Raw genomic sequence first — 18,014 nt, 5'->3', positions numbered from 1 at the left:
ACTAGAGCGAGACCTCCACCAGTAGCGGCCGGTGGTCCGACACCGCCGCGCGCGGCGCCGCCGCCGGGCCGACCGCGCCGCGCGGCACGCCGACCGCCAGCACGTGGTCGAACTGCACCGCCGGGCGGTGCGAGGGGTACGTCGGGGTGCGGGCCAGGTCGTACCAGCCCTGCAGACGGGGGCGGGGCTCGCGCACCCGGCGCCGGCGCGGCTCGGCCAGGGCCGGCCGGGCCCGCCGGGCCGCCCGCAGCTCCCGGACCCGCGCCCGGGGCGCGGTGCGCTCCAGCGCGGTCGCCCCGCCGAGGACGGTGCGCGGCACCGCGCCGACCAGGTTGAAGTCGCCCAGCACCAGGTACGGCTGCGGCAGGTCCGCGATCCACCGCCGGATGCCGGCCAGCTGCGCCATGTTCCACCCGGGGACGAAGGACAGGTGCGCCGCCACCACGGTGAACGGGCCGCGGTCGCCCTCCAGTACGGCGGCCAGCGCCGCCCGCGGCTCGTCCGGCACCGGGGTGAGCCCGCGCCGGCCGGCCACCCGCAGCGGCAGTCCGAACGGGGCCGGGGCGAACCGGCGGGCCCGCCAGTGCCGCACCGGCAGCCGGGTCAGCAGCGCGGTGCCGTACGAGGGCGGGGCGCCGTCGCCGACGTCGCCGGGTCCGTACACCCGCAGGCCGTCGGGCACGGAGGGCTCCGGCACCCAGCCCGCGACCGGCGCCGGGCGTCCGTGCAGGGCGGCGGCGAACCGCCAGTCGGCGGCCCCCATGGCCTTGGCGGCCACCGCGGTCTGGTCGGTGCCGCCGGAGCGGGACTGGTGGCGGTCGACCTCCTGGAGGGCCAGCACGTCGGCGTCCAGCGCGGCCACCGCCTCCGCCAGCGGTCCGCCGGCGTCGGCGGGGTAGGGCCGCGGGGCGCCGTCCGGGGCGAGCGGCTGACCGTGCAGCAGGTTGAAGGTGGCGATGCGCAACTGGCTCACACCGCACGACGGTACCCGCTCGCCGGGGGAGGGGGCGTGGCTTGAGCCTGTGGGGCATACCGGGTATACATACTGAGTATGTCCATCCGACACGGTCTGCTCGCCCTGCTCGACCAGGGCCCGCGCTACGGCTACCAACTGCGCACCGAGTTCGAGGCGCGCACCGGCGCCACCTGGCCGCTCAACGTCGGGCAGGTCTACACCACGCTGTCCCGACTGGAGCGGGACGGCCTGGTCGAGCCCGCCGGAGAGGACGACGAGGGCCACCAGTTCTACGCCGTCACCGACGAGGGACGCACCGAGCTGCGGGCCTGGTTCGACACCCCGGTGCCCCGGACCAACCCCCCGCGCGACGAACTGGCCATCAAGCTCGCCATGGCCGTCACCGTCCCCGGGGTGGACGTCTCCGCCGTCGTCCAGGGCCAGCGCCGCCACAGCATCAAGGCGCTCCAGGACTACACCCGGCTCAAGGGCCGCGCGCTGGCCGGGGAGTCACGGCCCGGCATCGCGCCGTCCGCGAGCAACGACCTGGCCTGGCTGCTCGTCCTCGACCAGCTGATCTTCCAGACCGAGGCCGAGATCCGCTGGCTCGACCACTGCGAGACCCGGCTCCAGCAGCACGCGGAGACCGAACAGGCCCGCGCCGCCGAAGCCGCCCGCGACGGCGGCGCCACGGCCGCCCGGCCCGCCCGCCGCCGCTCGCGCACCTGACCCCGCCCGCCGTCGCCCGCGCACCTGCCCCGCGACGGCCGCCGCTCGCGCACCTGACCGCGACGGCCCGCCCGAACCACCGGCCCGGACCCGACGCCGAGCCCACCACCAGCACAAGGGGGGAACCATGTCCCACACCGACCCGGCCCGGCAGACGCCGGTACTGCACCTGGAGAACGTCACCCGAGTCCACGGCCAAGGCGCCGCGGAGGTCCAAGCCCTGCGCGGCATCGACCTCAAGGTCCACCCCGGCGAGTTCGTCGCCGTCATGGGCCCGTCCGGCTCCGGCAAGTCGACGCTCCTCACCCTCGCCGGCGGACTGGACACCCCGACCACCGGCCAGGTCCTCGTCGAGGGCGCCGCCCTCGGCGGGCTCAACCGCAAGCAGCTCGCCCAGGTCCGCCGCCGCTCCATCGGCTACGTCTTCCAGGACTACAACCTGATCCCCGCCCTCACCGCCGGCGAGAACATCTCGCTGCCGCGCGAGCTCGACGGCCTCTCCGCCCGCGCCGCCCGCCGCGAGGCGCTCGCCGCCCTGGAGGAGCTCGGCATCCCCGAGCTCGCCGACCGCTTCCCCGACGACATGTCCGGCGGCCAGCAGCAGCGCGTCGCCATCGCCCGCGCCCTCATCGGCGACCGCCGCCTCGTCCTCGCCGACGAGCCCACCGGCGCCCTCGACTCCACCACCGGCGAGGCCGTCCTCGCCGTCCTGCGCGCCCGCTGCGACGCCGGCGCCGCCGCCATGATGGTCACCCACGAGGCCCGGCACGCCGCCTGGGCCGACCGCGTGGTCTTCCTGCGCGACGGCCGCATGGTCGACGAGAGCGTCAGCCAGGACGCCGCCAGCCTGCTCGTCAGCGCCGCCACCAACAGCATGAAGGTGGACGAGTGAAGCTCAGCGCCTGGCGGGTCGCCCTGCGCATCGCCCGCCGCGACGCCCTGCGCGCCAAGGGCCGCAGCGCCCTGGTGATCGCCATGGTCGCACTGCCCGTCCTCGGCGTCACCGGCGCCGACGTGGTCTTCCGCAGCGCCGACCTCGAACCCGCCGAACACGTCGTGCGCGTCATGGGCCAGGCCGACGGCGAACTGCAGATGCTCGAACGCGGCGCCATCGTCCTCCAGGCGCCCGACCCCGACAAGGGGATGTCCACCAAGAACGCCAAGGACGAGGCGAAGAACGGCGCCGCCCCCCAGTACACCCCCGCCCAGCAGCGCAGCCTCAACACCGAACCCGTCGAACTGGCGAAGCAACTGCTCCCGCCCGGCACCGTCCTCGTGCCCGAGCGGCAGGGCCCCTACACCGCCGCCGGCAGCTCCCAGGGCCTGCTCAGCACCCGCACCACCGAACTCGACCTCACCGACCCGATCTGGAAGGGCCGGGTCAACCTGGTCAAGGGCCGCGCCCCCGCCACCGACGGCGAAGCCGCCGTCACCCGGGACTTCCTCACCCGCTCCGGCCTCAAGGTCGGCGACCAGACCGCCGTCCGCGGCCTGGAGGACACCCCCTTCACCATCACCGGCGTCGTCGAGTACCCCAGCGAACTCACGGCCACCGAGATCATCGCCCGGCCCGGCACCCTGATCAGCAAGCTCGCCAAGCTCCCCGGCGCCGACCGCAGCCGCAACGCCGGCTCCGACGCGCCCACCCGCTGGCTCGTCAAGCTCCCCTCCGGCACCCTCGACTGGCCCAAGGTCACCGAACTGGGCGGCTACGGCTTCACCCTCGCCTCCCGCGCCGTCCTGCTCGACCCGCCGGCCCGCGCCGACGTCCCCTACTACGTCGAGGCCGACAAGCACGGCGGCCCCACCCCCGGCTACCTCGACCGCACCTCCGTCGTCATCCTCGCCACCGTCGTCGGCATGGCCCTGCTGGAGATCGTCCTCCTCGCGGGCCCCGCCTTCGCCGTCGGGGCCAGGCGCTCCCGGCGGCAGCTCGGACTGCTCGCCGCCGGCGGCGGTGAGCGCGCCAACATCCGCGCCGTCGTCCTCGGCGGCGGCATCGTCCTCGGCATCACCGGCGCCGTCGTCGGCCTCGGACTCGGCATCGGCCTGGTCGCCCTGCTGCGCACCCGGGCCGAGGAGTACGCCGGCCAGCGCTTCGGCCACTTCAACCTCCAGCCGCTCGACCTGCTCGGCGTGCTCCTGGTCGGCCTGGTCACCGGCCTGCTCGCCGCCGTCGTGCCCGCCGTCCAGGCCTCCCGCCAGGACGTCGTCGCCGCGCTCACCGGCCGCGACTCGCTCAAGCCCCCGAGCCGCAAGCTCGCCCTGCTCGGCCTGCTGATGCTCGGCGGCGGCTCCGCGCTCGCCCTGCTCGGCGCCACCAGCGGCTTCGGCAACCGCAGCCTCTCCGTCCTCGGCGGCTCGGTCGTCGCCGAACTCGGCATGGTCGCCCTGACGCCCTACCTGGTCGGCCTGTTCGGCCGGCTCGGCCGCTGGCTCTCGCTCGGCCCCCGGCTCGCCCTGCGCGACTCGGTGCGCCACCGCGGCCGCACCGCGCCCGCCGTCGCCGCCGTGATGGCCGCCGTCGCCGGCACCGTCGCGGTCAGCGTCTACCTCGCCAGCTACGACGAGGGGAACCGCCGCGAGTACACCGCCGCCGCCCCCTCCGGCGCCGTCATGATCGGCAGCGGCTGGCTGCCCGCCGCCGAGGGCAAGCTGCTGCCGCAGATGCGCGACGCGGTGGAACGCAACATCCCCGCCCTCGGAACGCGCGCCGACATCCAGCGCGTCAACTACAAGGGCGACTGCTCCGACGGCAGCGTCAGCTGCGGCTACATCCAGGTCGAACTGCCCGTGGAACTGCGCTGCCCCGCCCTCGACGACACCGAGCGCAGCAACAGCGAGACCGAACGCATCCTCGGCACCGACCCGCGCTGCCAGGGCATCGGCCACCGCGGCAACCACTTCAGCAACCTCTCCGCGGGCGACGCCACCCTGCTGCACAACCTCTACGGCGTCACCGACCCGGCCGCCGGGCAGGCCCTCGCCGCCGGCAAGGCCGTGGTCTTCGACGCGAAGTACATCAAGGACGGCAAGGTCGCGATCGGGCTGAACGACCCGATGGTGGACACCGACGGCGTGGCCGCCCCCAAGAAGCGCGGCCACACCGAGATCTCCGTCGACGCCGTCCTCGCGTCCGCGGTGGTGCCGGCCAGCGGCCAGGCCGTGATCAGCCCCGACACCGCCACCCGGCTCGGCCTCACCACCTCCCCGTCCGGCTCGGTCTGGCTGCCCGACAGCTCGCCCTCCGACGGCGCCCAGCAGAAGGCCAACGGGGCGCTGGCCAAGCTCACCGACCAGGACGTCCTCGTGATCGAGCGCGGCTACCAGTCCAGGTCCGACCTGATCGGCCTCGGCCTGTCGATCTTCGCCGGCATCGTCGCCCTCGGCGCGGCCGGCATCGCCACCGGACTCGCCGCCGCCGACTCCCAGCGCGACCTGACCACCCTCGCGGCGGTCGGCGCCGAGCCCCGGATCCGGCGCACGCTCTCCGGCTTCCAGTGCGGGGTGATCGCCGCCATGGGCACCCTCCTCGGCACCGTCTGCGGGATCGTGCCGGCGGTGGCCCTGCGCAAGGTCCAGGGCGCGTCGGGCTCCGTCCCCGGGATGAGCGCCGAGACGGTCGCCAACAACTCGGTCGTGGTCCTCCCGTGGCTCACCATCGCGGTCACCGTGGTGGCGCTGCCGCTGCTCGCGGCGGGCCTGGCCGCGCTGCTCACCCGCTCGCGGATCTCCCTGCTGCGCCGCTCCGGCTGAGGTCCGCGCCCCCTCCCGTCACCCCCGTCCGCGCCCCCTCCACTCCGGGGGCGCGGGCGGGGGTGACGGAGGTTACAGCCCCGACGGCGCCCGGCAGCCGGACGGCCGGGGCGGGCACCCGCACGGGCGAACTAAAGTCGTCCGTATGACGAGAACTCCGGACAGCGTCGTCCGCTCCTTCATCGACCAGCACCAGGCCGGCCTCCTCGCCGACCTCTCCGAGTGGCTGGCCATTCCCTCGGTCTCCGCCGACCCGGCCCGCGCCGGCGACGTGCGGCGCTCCGCCGAGTGGCTGGCCGCCAAGCTGCGCGACACCGGCTTCCCGGTGGCCGAGGTGTGGGAGACCGACGGCCTGCCGGCGGTGTTCGCCGAGTGGTCCTCCGAGGACCCGTCCGCGCCGACCGTCCTGGTCTACGGGCACCACGACGTGCAGCCCGCCGCCAAGGAGGACGGCTGGGACACGGAGCCGTTCACCCCGACCGTGGTCGGCGGGCGGCTGTTCGCCCGCGGCGCGGCCGACGACAAGGGCCAGGTGTTCTTCCACACCCTGGGCGTGCGCGCCCACCTGGCCGCGACCGGCCGCACCGCGCCGGCCGTCAACCTCAAGCTGCTGATCGAGGGCGAGGAGGAGTCCGGCTCGCCGCACTTCGCCGACCTGGTCCGGCGCGAGGCCGGGCGGCTGGCCGCCGACGTGGTGGTCATCTCGGACACCGGCATGTGGTCCGAGACCACGCCGACCGTCTGCACCGGCATGCGGGGCCTGGCCGACGCCCAGATCGACCTGTACGGCCCGGACACCGACATCCACTCCGGCTCCTTCGGCGGCGCCGTCCCCAACCCGGCGCAGGTCGCCGCCGAGCTGGCGGCCGGCCTGCACGACGCCGACCGCCGGGTCGACATCCCGGGCTTCTACGACGGCGTGATCGAGCTGACCGACCGCGAGCGGGAGCTGTTCGCCGAACTGCCCTTCGACGAGGCGCAGTGGCTCCGGGTCGCCAAGTCGTACGGCACCCGGGGCGAGGCCGGCTACTCCACCCTGGAGCGGGTCTGGGCCCGCCCGACCGCCGAGGTCAACGGCCTCTGGGGCGGCTACACCGGCCCCGGCGGCAAGACCATCGTGCCGTCCTCGGCGCACCTCAAGCTGTCCTTCCGGCTGGTCGCCGGGCAGGAGGTGGAGAAGGTGCGCGAGGCCGTCCGGGAGTGGGTGGCCGCGCGGGTGCCCGAGGGCGTCCGCCACGAGCTGACCTTCCCGGGCGCGACCCGGCCCTGCCTGACCCCGCTGGACCACCCGGCGCTGCAGTCCACCGTCCGCGCCATGGGCCGGGCCTTCGGGCAGAAGATCCTCTTCACCCGCGAGGGCGGCTCCGGCCCGGCCGCCGACCTCCAGGACGTGCTCGGCGCGCCGGTGCTGTTCCTCGGCATCTCGGTGCCCTCGGACGGCTGGCACTCGGTCAACGAGAAGGTCGAACTGGACCTGCTGGCCAAGGGCGTGGAGACGGCCGCGTACCTGTGGGGGGACCTGGCCGAGAACTTCCGGCCCGGCGCGTGACCCAGCGCGGGCACACCATGGCAGTCAGATCACTCATCCGGATGATTCATCACGTGGGGATGGAACGAAGTGAGCACCGTGCCTGAGACCGAACGCCCACTGAACCTGGCCCTGGCCCGGGCCGGGGTGGACCGGGCGGCCGAGCACCGGCTCGACGAGCCCTGGCTGGCCGCCGCCTGGAGCCACCCGGCCACCCGGGTGCTGCCGATCGCCGGCGGCGAGGCGTTCGTCGTCGACACCGCGCAGGGCACCGAGCTCGTGCTGATGCCCTCCTTCGAGGCGCCGCAGACCGGGGACCGGTACTTCCTCGGCACCGACGAGGACGGCGTCTCGTACTTCGCGCTGGCCGGTGAGAGCCTGCCCGGGCGGCTGGACGGCGACGCCCGCCCGGCCGGGCTGCGCGAGGTCGGCGCGCTGCTGTCGGACCGGGACGCCGGACTGCTGGTGCACGCCGTCGCGCTGGAGCACTGGCACCGGCTGCACAGCTTCTGCTCGCGCTGCGGGCACCCGACCGAGAAGGCCGGCGCCGGGCACGTGCGGCGCTGCACCTCCTGCGCGGCCGAGCACTACCCGCGCACCGACCCGGCGGTGATCATGGTGATCACCGACGAGGAGGACCGCTGCCTGCTCGGCCGCCAGGCGCTGTGGCCGGAGGGCCGCTGGTCCACGCTGGCCGGCTTCGTCGAGCCGGGGGAGTCGATCGAGCAGGCGGTGGTGCGCGAGGTGCACGAGGAGGCCGGCGTGCGGGTCGGCGAGGTGCGCTACGTCGCCAGCCAGCCCTGGCCCTTCCCGTCGAGCCTGATGCTCGGCTTCACGGGCCGGGCGCTGCCGGGCGGCACGGCGATCACCGTGGACGGCGAGGAGCTGGCCGAGGCGCGCTGGTTCTCCCGCGAGGAGCTGCGGGCCGGGATGGAGGCGGGGGAGATCCTGCCGCCCTCCGGGATCTCGATCGCGCGCCACCTGGTCGAGCTCTGGTACGGCGGACCGCTGCCGTCGGCGGCGCGCTGGTAATCCCCGACGAATGGGGGGCGTGCGGGTTATCCCGTGCGCCCCCGTTTTTCTTTTCCCTTCCTTCCCGAATCCGCCACGATCAGATGTTCGTGGCCGGACGGGCCAGTTCTGCTACCGCCGCACGCCGCCCCGCGGCCGTCGTCAACCCGCGCGGACGACATTGCCGGAAACGGCTGAAACCCCGCCATCGCGCTCGCTACATTCACTCGGGTGACAATCCCCCGGGGCACCGCCCAATCCCCCAAATACCAGCGTCTCGCCGCCGACCTGCGCCGCCGGATCGCCGAGGGCGAGTTCACCGCCGACGCCGCACTCCCGGTCGAGAGCGAACTGGAACGCCAGTACGGAGTCGCCCGCAACACCGTCCGGCTCGCCGTCGACGTCCTGGTCAACGAAGGCCGTCTGGTCCGCCTCCAGGGCAAGGGCACCTACCTGCGGGAACACCCCGTCCTGGACCACCGCGCCTACGGCCCCACCCTGGCCCCCGCCCCCCGGGACTGCCTGGCCGTGCCCTCCGCCGTCTACCTCGGCGAGGCCGCCGAGGCCGGCCGCGAACTCACCACCGACTTCGAGATGATGATCGTCCGGGCCCGGGTCGACATCGCCGAACGGCTCGGACTGCGCCCCGGCGAGGCCATCGTGGTCCGCCGCCAACTGCGCCTGCTCGACCGCGAGCCGTACTCCATCGAGGAGAGCCACTACCGGGCCGGGCTCGCCGCCGGCACCCCGCTGATGGAACCCGACCCGGTCGAGGGCGGCGACGAGGCCGTCCTCAACGAACTCGGCCGCACCGAGATCGGCGCCGTCGACCACCTGGTCGCCCGGATGCCCGGCCCCGAGGAGGCCCAGTGGTTCCAGGGCGGCCCCGGCGTGCCGCTGATGGTCCAGACCCGCGTCACCTACGACCGGCGCGGGCCCGTCCGGGTCATCGAGACCCGCTACTCGGCCGACCGCAGCCGGCTCGTCTACGGCATCGGCGACCTCGGCGCGCGCGCCACCCTGCCCGCGCCCGCCGCACCTGTCGACCCCGCCAGGGCCGACGCGCAGTGACGCGCGCCGACCCGGACCCCGGGCCGGCCCACCTGGGTCGTTCGGGTCATGCGGGCCGCTCGGACCACTCAGGCCACTCAGACCCCGAGGGCCTTCTTCACCTGGAGCAGGCTCGGGTTGGTCATCACGACCCGCTCGCCGCCGGCCTTCGGCGTCACCAGCACCGTCGGCACGGTCTGGTTGCCGCCGTTGACCGACTCGACGAACGACGCCGACGCCGGGTCCTCCTCGATGTTGACCTCCGTGTAGCCGATCCCCTCCCGGTCCATCTGGCTCTTGAGTCGGTTGCAGTACCCGCACCAGGTCGTGCTGTACATCGTCACGCTGCCGGACATCGAGGAGGCTCCTTCAGGAAGAGGGCGTACGGTCTCAGGGCAGGAACGCCCACCGCGCGACGGTCATTCCGCACGGCCACGCTCCGTCGCACCACGACGGCGCCCGAACGGCCCCGCGCGCCCCGGTGCGCAGCGATCATCCTGCGATCACACCGGGCCTGTGGACAACCCCGCCCCCGTTGTCCCAGCGGGCTGAGAGGATGGAAAGCATGCAGGAAGACCTCTTGAGCGGCAGCCCGTCCGACGGCCCCCACGGCTCCCTCTGGGCCGACCCCACCGCCGCCACGGGCCCCGACGCCGTGCTCGCCGGGCTCGACCCCGAACAGCGCGCCGTCGCCACCGCCCTGCACGGGCCCGTCTGCGTCCTCGCCGGCGCCGGCACCGGCAAGACCCGCGCCATCACCCACCGGATCGCCTACGGCGTGCGCAGCGGCGTGTACCAGCCCCAGCAGGTCCTCGCCGTCACCTTCACCGCCCGCGCCGCCGGCGAGATGCGCGGCCGGCTGCGCCAACTCGGCGCCGACGGCGTCCAGGCCCGCACCTTCCACGCCGCCGCCCTGCGCCAGCTCCAGTACTTCTGGCCGCGCGCCGTCGGCGGCCCCGTGCCCCAGCTGCTCGAACGCAAGGTCCAGCTCGTCGCCGAATCCGCCGGCCGCTGCGGCCTGCGCGTCCAGCGCACCGAACTGCGCGACCTCACCGCCGAGATCGAATGGGCCAAGGTCACCCAGCTCGGCCCCGACGACTACCCCGCCGCCGTCCAGAAGTCCGGCCGCGACGCCCCCCGCGACCCGGCCGAGACCGCCCAGGTCTACCGCGTCTACGAGGAGACCAAGAGCCGCCGCGGCGTCATCGACTTCGAGGACGTCCTGCTGCTCACCGCCGCCATCCTGGAGGACCGCCCCGACATCGCGGACCAGGTCCGCTCCCAGTACCGGCACTTCACCGTCGACGAGTACCAGGACGTCTCCCCGCTCCAGCAGCGGCTGCTCGACCAGTGGACCGGCCCCGGCGGCGGCGCCAGCCTCTGCGTCGTCGGCGACGCCAGCCAGACCATCTACTCCTTCACCGGCGCCACCCCCGACTACCTGCTCAACTTCCGCACCCGCCACCCCGAGGCCACGGTCGTCAAGCTGGTCCGCGACTACCGCTCCACCCCGCAGGTCGTCCACCTCGCCAACGGACTGCTCAGCCAGGCCCGCGGCGAGGCCGCCCGCCACCGCCTCGAACTCGTCTCCCAGCGCGAGGCCGGCCCCGAACCCGTCTACACCGAGTACGAGGACGAGCCCACCGAGGCCGAGACCACCGCCCGCCGGATCAAGGACCTGCTCGCCACCGGCGTGCGCGCCAGCGAGATCGCCGTCCTGTTCCGCACCAACGGCCAGTCCGAGGTCTACGAGCAGGCCCTCGCCGACCTCGGCGTCCCCTACCAGCTCAAGGGCGCCGAGCGGTTCTTCGAACGCCCCGAGGTCCGCGACGCCGGCGTCCTGCTGCGCGGCGCCGCCCGGGCCGGCGCCGACCCGCTCACCGCCGACGCCCCCGACCTCGCCGGCCAGGTCCGCGCCGTCCTCGCCGCCCGCGGCTTCACCGCCGAACCGCCCGCCGGCTCCGGCGCCGTCCGCGACCGCTGGGAGTCCCTCGCCGCCCTCGTCCGGCTCGCCGAGGAGTTCGAGCGCACCCGCACCGCCGCCGGCCACAGCGCCGACCTCGCCGCCTACGTCGCCGAACTCGACGCCCGCGCCGCCGCCCAGCACGCCCCCGCCGTCGAAGGCGTCACCCTCGCCTCGCTGCACGCCGCCAAGGGCCTCGAATGGGACGCCGTCTTCCTCGTCGGCCTCACCGAGGGCACCCTGCCGATCATCTACGCCAAGACCGACGAGCAGATCGAGGAGGAGCGCCGACTCCTCTACGTCGGCGTCACCCGCGCCCGCAAGCACCTCTCCCTCTCCTGGGCGCTCAGCCGCTCCCCGGGCGGCCGGGCCAGCCGCAAGCCCAGCCGCTTCCTGGACGGGCTGCGCCCCGGTTCCAGCGCCCCCGGCGCACGCACCGGCGGGCGGGGCGGGCGCGGGGGCGTGGAGCCCGGCGAGCGCTCCGCCGGACGGCGGGTCCGCGGCCCGGTCAAGTGCCGGGTCTGCGAGAAGGTGCTCACCGAGGCGGTCGAGCGCAAGCTGCGCCGCTGCGAGAGCTGCCCGTCCACCATGGACGAGGCGCTGTACGAGCGGCTGCGCGAGTGGCGGGCCCGGCAGGCCAAGAAGCAGGGGGCGCCGGCCTACGTGGTGTTCACCGACGCCACGCTGATGGCCATCGCCGAGGACGTGCCGGCCAGCCGCCAGGAGCTGGCCGTGATCTCCGGGGTCGGCGCGATGAAGCTGGACAAGTACGGGGCGGCCGTGCTCTCGTTGTGTGCGGGGGAGGAGCCCGAGGAGGATCCGGACGGCGTCGAGGACGGCGAGCCGGTCGATCCGGCGTGAGCCGGTCCGGGCGCGGTCCAGGGGAGTCTCCCGGGGGCCGCTCGGGGGACATCCGAACCCGCCGTGAAAAATAGTTTGCGCGGCATACCGGGAGCGCAATAGCCTGCCGGAGCGGTCAAGGGGACGAGATCGCACGGGGTGACACCTGTGCCGAATCCCCTGCACCCAACAGCTTCACCGAGACAGACATCCGAACATTCGGAACCGGGGCGACCTGGCTCCGCGAGACGCCGAGAGGAGGCGATGACAGTGGGAAACATCATGATCACCAAAATGACTGGCCAGACCGTTGTTGCTGCCTCCCTGCGTGCCGCCCGTCTGCGGGCGCTCGCCGAGCTCGGTGGAACCGGTCTGGGTCTCGACACCACCGGTGTCTCCGTCGTCCCCGCTGTCAGTGGCCTTGGACACACTGATGTCTGCGCCGCGGGCGGCAGGAACGTCGAAGGCACCTCCGTCGAGGCCGGTCTGTCCGGCGACTGGGCGTCGTTCGGCACGTCGCGCTCCCTGCGTGATGAGCGACCGACCCAGGCACCGAAGGCAGTCGTAGCAGCCGCCATGCATGGCGACTATGCGCAGGTCGTCGGTGCCGGAAACACCCAGAAGCAGAACGAGCAGCAGATTAACCAGGCCATGGCCGCCTTTGCGGGCGCCACGGCCGTCCGGATGCGGGCCTTCCGCGGGCCTGAACCCTGGAGAGAACGAACCTGAGTAAGCCTCAGGTCGGCACCTCCAGGGCCGCGGAACCCGTCACACCGGGATCCGCGGCCCTTCTGTTTTGTCCGGTACGCAAGACCACCCAGGCCCCCCGGGGCCTCCGGCCCAGACCCACCAGCCATCTGGGCCGGAACCACTGAAAAGACGAGGAAGACGCCACAGTGTCCACGGTCATCACGCCGCCCATCCCGTCCGTACCGCCGACAAGCCAGATCACCAAGGCCGACCAGGCCGACCCCCCGGAGGTTCTTTCCATGCAGATCAGCTCCATCGAGCAGGCCGAGGCGCTCGGGCTCCCCATCCCCTGCCGCGCCTTCGACCCCGAGGTCTTCTTCGCCGAGACGCCCGCCGACGTCGAGTACGCGAAGTCCCTCTGCGGCACCTGCCCGGTGAAGGACGCCTGTCTGACCGGTGCGCTGGAGCGTCGCGAGCCGTGGGGCGTCTGGGGCGGCGAGCTCTTCGTCCAGGGCGTCGTCGTGGCCCGCAAGCGGCCGCGTGGCCGTCCGCGCAAGACCGAGGTCATGGCGTGAACCCCGCCCACGGCGCCAGGGCCGTCCGCCGGGGAGAACAGCCCCTGCTGGACAGCTCCCTCCGCCGTTCCGTCCGGATCGCCGCCGCCAAGGCCGACGCATCCCGGCCAGCCCCCTTCCCGAGCACGCACCACGAGCAGGACCACCACATGACCGCCGCCGCCATCGATCCGACCGTCCGCGCTGAGCAGACCACCGAACTTCAGATCCAGAACAGGACCCTCGAAATGCAACTCCTCCACGAATCCCTGGCCCGGGCCCATATGCAAGAGCGCCTGCACGAGGCCGAGCACCAACGCCTCGTCACCCGGGTCGCCCGGGCCCGCCGGCTCAAGCAGCGGGCCGAGCGCGCCTCGCTGCGGGCCCGCAAGGCGATCGCCGTCGCCCTGATGTAGTCGCGGCCGTTGTCGCGTGCGGGGCCTCCCCGCGTTCCACCCCCGTCGTGCCGCAGGCCGCCCCCCGTCACGGGGAGCGGCCTGCGGTCGTCGGGGGCGGCGTTGCGGTCAGCTCTTGCGGGTGCGGCTGGCGGGCTCGCCGCCGGCCGGCTTGCGACCGGCGGGCTTCGTCGGCCCCGCAGGGTCGTCGGCCGGCTTCGCCGGCTCCTGACCGGCGAACTGGGGCAGCCACGCCAGCATCTCCGCCCGGAACGGCGCCTGGGCGCCCAGCTGGCAGAGCACCCCGATGGTGCTCAGCGTCACCCGGTGGATCAGCAGGTACGCGGGCGGCAGGTTCAGCTGCTTGCCCAGGTTGTAGGCGGGCGAGCGCGGATCGGCGATCCGGGCCGCCTGCGCGCGCATCCAGGCCCGGGTGAAGTGGAAGCTGTCCACGGCGGCCGGCTCGATGATCGGCCGCAGGTAGTCCAGCACCGCGTCCGGGTCCAGCTCGATCGAGGGCTTGACGAAGCCCTCCTCGCGCAGCATCTTCAGCACGCCCGCCGCGTCACCGTCCAGGGCCATCCGCAGCGACGCCCCGATCGGCGCGGGCAGCCCGCCCGGCAGCCGGTCCACCGTGCCGAAGTCCAGCACCCCCAGCCGCCAGCCCGACGCCGGGCCGTCGTCCTTCAGCAGCCGGAAGTTGCCCGGGTGCGGGTCCGCGTGGAGCAGGCCGGTCCGGGACGGGCCCGCGAACAGGAACCGGGCCAGCAACTGCCCGGCACGGTCGCGCTCCTCCTGGGTGCCGCCCGTGATCACCTCGGCCAGCGGGGTGCCGTCCATCCACTCGGTGACCAGAACCTGGTCGGCCTGCGCCACCACGCCGGGCACCACGATGTCCGGGTCGCCGGCGAACTCCTCGGCGTGCCGGCGTTGGGCCTGCGCCTCCAGCTCGTAGTCCAGCTCCTCCGACACCCGTTCGCGCAGCTCGGCGATCAGCGGCTTGATGTCCAGCCCCGGGATCAGCGGGCCCAACAGCCAGGCCACCCGGCTCAGTTGCGTCAGGTCGGTGAGCAGCGCGTCACCCGCGCCCGGGTACTGCACCTTGACCGCGACCCGGCGCCCGTCGTGCCAGACGGCCCGGTGCACCTGCCCGATCGAGGCGGCCGCGGCCGGCCGGTCGTCGAACTCCCGGAACAGCTCGCGCCAGCCGTCCCCGAGCCGCTGGGCGAGCACGGTGTGCACCTTGGCGGCGGGCATCGGGGGAGCGGCGTCCTGCAGCTTGGTGAGCGCGGCCCGGTACGGACCGGCGACCTCCTCGGGCAGCGCGGCCTCGAAGACGGACAGCACCTGCCCGAACTTCATGGCTCCGCCCTTGAGTTCACCCAGGACCTTGAACAGCTGGTCGGCGGTGGCCTGCTGGAGCTCGGCCGTCACCACCTCGGCGGAGCGGCCGCCGATGCGCTTGCCCAGACCGAGCGTGGCGCGTCCGGCAATCCCCAGCGGCAGGGCGGCGAGTCGTGCCGTACGGGTCACTGCCTTGCGCGGAAGATCGCTCACCCGGGCCTCCATTCCCTGGCCCCCCGACACCGGACGGCCCACCATCACTAGGCCATTGTGCCCGCTCCCCACCCCGCGACCGCCGGTATTTCGCCAGGCGGGGAGGGGACGCCCGTAGGTGGGCCGCGGCCGCTGTCCCTTTGCGGGGGAGTTGGACGGCTTGGTCCTGGCGGCCCGGCGTGGCTTGGCGTGGTGGGCGGACGGCGGCTGCGGGCCGAGCGGGGTGGCGGTGGGTCGTCCGGTCGTCCGGGCGGAGGGTCATCCGCTCTGATGAGGGTCAGCGGGGCAGGCGGAGGGCCAGGCCGTCCAGGACCACGTCGAGGCCGTAGGCGAACTTGGCGTCGCGCGTGGCGGCCGGGTCCGGGTCCGCGGAGACGGTCGAGTAGGCGTCGGCGAGGTGGGCGAAGCCCGCGGTGGCCTCCTGGGCGGCGGGCATCAGCCGGGCGATGAACGCGGCCTCGCTCTCGCCGGCCCGGGCGACGGTGGTGAGCCAGGCCGCCTCCGTGGTGCTCATGCCGACGACGTAGGAGATGACCGTGTCGATCGCCCGGACCGGCTCGGGGAAGCCGGCCGAGGTGAAGAAGGCGGTCAGCCGCTCGCCGTAGGACATCAGGTTGGGGCCGAGGTAGGCGAGGCCGGCCTGGCCGAGGACGGCCGACAGCCAGGGGTGGCGCAGGGCCGTGGCCCGGAAGGCGCCGGCGGCCTCGGTGGCGGCGGCGCGCCAGTCGGGGCTGTCGGCGGGCGGGAGGGTGATCTCGCCGAAGACCTCGTCCACCGCGAGCTCCATCAGCTCGTCCTTGGTCGCCACGTGCCGGTACAGGGAGGTGGCGCCCGCGTTCAGCCGGGTGGCGAGCTTGCGCATGCTCAGGGCCTCGATGCCCTCGGCGTCCAGCATGGTGATCGCCTCGCGGACGATCGCGGCCCGGCTGAGTGCGGGCTGGTCGGGCTCGCGCTGCCGACGGGCCCACACGGACGGGATCGGGTTCGTTTCGGCAGCCACGGCGGCTCCCCTTCCCTCTGCTCCTGCTTTGCTGCGTACACCGTTCGCATCGAGCGTACAGGAGTCGGGTATTGCGCACACTGTTCCAGCATGCGTACGGTGTGCGCAATGAAGGAACGTCGTGCGCACTGGGGGAACGGTGTGCGCAGAATGGAGGGGTGGCTGATGACAGCGCTCAACGCGACCGAGGGCCGCAACCCGCACCGCTGGTGGATCCTGATCGTGCTGTGCCTGAGCTCGCTCGTCCTGGTGGTCGACAGCATGGCGCTCACGGTCGCCGTGCCCTCGATGACGGCGGACCTCGGCGCCGGCGCCCAGGACACCCAGTGGATCCTCGACTCCTACGTCCTGGTCTTCGCCGGGCTGCTGCTCACCGCCGGCAGTCTCGGGGACCGCTTCGGCCGCCGGAAGATCATGATCATCGGACTGCTGCTCTTCGGGGTGGCCTCCCTCGCGGCCACCTTCTGCACCAACTCCGGCGAGGTGATCGCGGCGCGGGTCGCCATGGGCGTCGGCGGATCGCTGATCATGCCCTCGACGCTGTCGATCCTCATCACCGTCTTCGACGAGGACGAGCGCAACAAGGCGATGGCCGCCTGGAGCTCGGTGGCGATGCTCGGGCTGGTCGGCAGCCCGGTCCTCGGCGGCGTGCTGATCAACCACTTCTCCTGGCACTCGATCTTCTTCATCAACGTCCCGGTCGTCGCCCTGGCGATCCTGGCAGGCCTGCTGCTGATGCCGGAGTCCAAGGGGCCGTGGCAGAAGCCCGACCCGCTCGGCGCGGTGCTGTCCGCGGCCGGCATGACCGCCCTGGTCTGGTGGATCATCGAGATCCCGCAGCACGGCGCCTTCGGCGGCCGGTCCCTGGCCACCCTGGCCGTCGCGGTGCTCGCGCTCGGCGGGTTCGTGGTGTGGGAGAACGTCACCTCCGCGCCGATGGTCCCGCTGGCGCTCTTCAAGCACCGCAACTTCAGCGGGGGCTCGCTGTCGCTGACCCTGGTACAGATCGGCAACGGCGGCCTGCTGCTCGTGCTCACCCAGTACCTGCAGTTCGTGCTCGGCTACTCGCCGGTCAAGGCGGGCCTCGCGTTCGTGCCGCTGGCCGTCGCCGCCCTGGTCGGCAACGGGGTCGGCGCCAAGTTCGCCGCCACGATCGGCAACCGCCTGCTCATCCTCACCGGCATGCTCGTCATGGCCGCCTCCTTCGCCCTGCTGACCACCGTCACCGCCGGCACCGGCTTCACCGTCCCGGCGGCCGCCCTCGGGCTGCTCGGCCTCGGCGCGGGCCTGGCGATGCCGGCGGCGGTGGGCGCGCTGATGGGCACCATCCCGCCGGAGCAGGCGGGCGTCGGCTCGGCGCTGAACGACACCATCCAGCAGGCCGGCACCGCGCTCGGCATCGCCATCCTGGGCTCGCTGCTGTCGAGCGGCTTCGCCGCCGAGATGCCCGCCGGGATGCCGGAGGAGGCGAAGCACTCCGTCGGCGGGGCGCTGGCGCTGGCCAACGGGGACGCCGGGCTCGTCCGGACCGTCCGGGAGGCCTTCACCTCGGCGATGTCGACGACCTTCACGATCAGCGCGGTCGGGGTGCTGGCGGCGGCAGTCGTGGCCACGCTGGTGATGCGCGACCGGAAGGGTGGGGCGGCGGCGGGGGAGCCGGTAGCCGGGGCGTCGGCAGAGGACGCCGGGATCGCCGCCTGACTTCGCTGGACCTGGCTGGTCCAGTGCGCCGTGAAGGCCGGTGCCCTGGGGGCACCGGCCTTCGGTGCGGTGAGGTGGGGTGGTGCGGTGTTGCGCAGGAAGTCGGGCGGGCCGACTTCCTGCGCGTGGTTCTTTTTGCCTGAGCTCTGGTGGGGCCCCCTCCCCCCCCACCTCCCGCCCACCACCTCCCGCTGGCAACAGCGGATCCCCGCCTTGCATGGCCCGCGCCCGCCCCGCCGATCGGGGTGTGTGCGGAGAGTGATCGGCGCACGATCAGATCAGCGG

The 18,014-nt window shown here is 73.7% G+C and carries 15 protein-coding genes; 11 read left to right on the top strand and 4 right to left on the bottom strand.

Annotated features, from left to right (window positions below; all coding sequences use genetic code 11):
• Position 1: 1 nt before the first annotated feature.
• On the bottom strand, positions 2-973 hold the full coding sequence (locus ACFVTF_RS37360) for an endonuclease/exonuclease/phosphatase family protein (RefSeq protein ID WP_387818616.1): 972 nt from the start codon (positions 971-973) through the stop codon (positions 2-4).
• Positions 974-1,051: 78 nt separating this feature from the next.
• On the opposite strand from ACFVTF_RS37360, the gene ACFVTF_RS37355 reads away from it, so the two are divergent.
• The 6 genes from ACFVTF_RS37355 to ACFVTF_RS37330 all read left to right on the top strand — a co-directional run bounded on the left by ACFVTF_RS37355 (position 1,052) and on the right by ACFVTF_RS37330 (position 9,050).
• Positions 1,052-1,684 carry a PadR family transcriptional regulator gene (locus ACFVTF_RS37355; protein WP_387818614.1) on the top strand — a complete coding sequence of 211 codons (633 nt, stop codon included), beginning with the start codon at positions 1,052-1,054 and terminating at the stop codon, positions 1,682-1,684.
• A 127-nt stretch (positions 1,685-1,811) separates the two neighbouring features.
• Positions 1,812-2,576 (top strand): ABC transporter ATP-binding protein, encoded by a 765-nt coding sequence (locus tag ACFVTF_RS37350; RefSeq protein ID WP_371517220.1) that lies wholly within the window; start codon positions 1,812-1,814, stop codon positions 2,574-2,576.
• Positions 2,573-5,440, top strand: coding sequence for an FtsX-like permease family protein (locus ACFVTF_RS37345; protein WP_387818612.1), 2,868 nt, complete (start codon positions 2,573-2,575; stop codon positions 5,438-5,440). The genes ACFVTF_RS37350 and ACFVTF_RS37345 overlap by 4 nt, the downstream gene beginning before the upstream one ends.
• Positions 5,441-5,585: 145 nt before the next feature.
• Positions 5,586-6,989: a dipeptidase gene (locus ACFVTF_RS37340; RefSeq protein WP_387818610.1), complete on the top strand. Its 1,404-nt coding sequence runs from the start codon at positions 5,586-5,588 to the stop codon at positions 6,987-6,989.
• 69 nt (positions 6,990-7,058) lie between these two features.
• Positions 7,059-8,000, top strand: a complete 942-nt coding sequence (nudC, locus tag ACFVTF_RS37335) for an NAD(+) diphosphatase (protein ID WP_387818608.1) — start codon at positions 7,059-7,061, stop codon at positions 7,998-8,000.
• A 210-nt stretch (positions 8,001-8,210) separates the two neighbouring features.
• On the top strand, positions 8,211-9,050 hold the full coding sequence (locus tag ACFVTF_RS37330) for a GntR family transcriptional regulator (RefSeq protein WP_363372614.1): 840 nt from the start codon (positions 8,211-8,213) through the stop codon (positions 9,048-9,050).
• 77 nt (positions 9,051-9,127) lie between these two features.
• Here the strand turns inward: ACFVTF_RS37330 and ACFVTF_RS37325 are convergent, their stop codons facing one another.
• A complete protein-coding gene (locus tag ACFVTF_RS37325) occupies positions 9,128-9,385 on the bottom strand; it encodes a mycoredoxin (protein WP_387818606.1) in 258 nt (85 codons plus the stop codon).
• Positions 9,386-9,585: 200 nt separating this feature from the next.
• Between ACFVTF_RS37325 and ACFVTF_RS37320 the strand changes: the two genes are divergently transcribed.
• The 4 genes from ACFVTF_RS37320 to ACFVTF_RS37305 all read left to right on the top strand — a co-directional run bounded on the left by ACFVTF_RS37320 (position 9,586) and on the right by ACFVTF_RS37305 (position 13,492).
• The gene (locus ACFVTF_RS37320; RefSeq protein ID WP_371517213.1) at positions 9,586-11,853 is read left to right on the top strand and encodes an ATP-dependent DNA helicase UvrD2; all 2,268 of its coding nucleotides are present in this window, start codon (positions 9,586-9,588) and stop codon (positions 11,851-11,853) included.
• Positions 11,854-12,114: 261 nt separating this feature from the next.
• Complete coding sequence (locus ACFVTF_RS37315; RefSeq protein WP_387818604.1) at positions 12,115-12,561, top strand: hypothetical protein; 447 nt, start codon at positions 12,115-12,117, stop codon at positions 12,559-12,561.
• A 167-nt stretch (positions 12,562-12,728) separates the two neighbouring features.
• On the top strand, positions 12,729-13,097 hold the full coding sequence (locus tag ACFVTF_RS37310) for a WhiB family transcriptional regulator (protein ID WP_371517211.1): 369 nt from the start codon (positions 12,729-12,731) through the stop codon (positions 13,095-13,097).
• Positions 13,098-13,246: 149 nt separating this feature from the next.
• The gene (locus ACFVTF_RS37305; RefSeq protein ID WP_079136258.1) at positions 13,247-13,492 is read left to right on the top strand and encodes a hypothetical protein; all 246 of its coding nucleotides are present in this window, start codon (positions 13,247-13,249) and stop codon (positions 13,490-13,492) included.
• Positions 13,493-13,600: 108 nt separating this feature from the next.
• On the opposite strand, the gene ACFVTF_RS37300 is transcribed toward ACFVTF_RS37305, so the two are convergent.
• Positions 13,601-15,028, bottom strand: coding sequence for an ABC1 kinase family protein (locus tag ACFVTF_RS37300; protein ID WP_387818602.1), 1,428 nt, complete (start codon positions 15,026-15,028; stop codon positions 13,601-13,603).
• A 277-nt stretch (positions 15,029-15,305) separates the two neighbouring features.
• Positions 15,306-16,028 carry a TetR/AcrR family transcriptional regulator gene (locus ACFVTF_RS37295; protein ID WP_387818600.1) on the bottom strand — a complete coding sequence of 241 codons (723 nt, stop codon included), beginning with the start codon at positions 16,026-16,028 and terminating at the stop codon, positions 15,306-15,308.
• Positions 16,029-16,193: 165 nt separating this feature from the next.
• Between ACFVTF_RS37295 and ACFVTF_RS37290 the strand changes: the two genes are divergently transcribed.
• Entirely contained in the window at positions 16,194-17,729 is a 1,536-nt protein-coding gene (locus ACFVTF_RS37290; RefSeq protein WP_387818598.1) for an MFS transporter, read from the top strand.
• The last annotated feature ends 285 nt before the right edge of the window (positions 17,730-18,014 follow it).

This window comes from Kitasatospora sp. NPDC057940 (genome assembly GCF_042887425.1).
Taxonomy (GTDB): domain Bacteria; phylum Actinomycetota; class Actinomycetes; order Streptomycetales; family Streptomycetaceae; genus Kitasatospora.
This window is presented reverse-complemented; position numbering and strand designations above follow the sequence as displayed.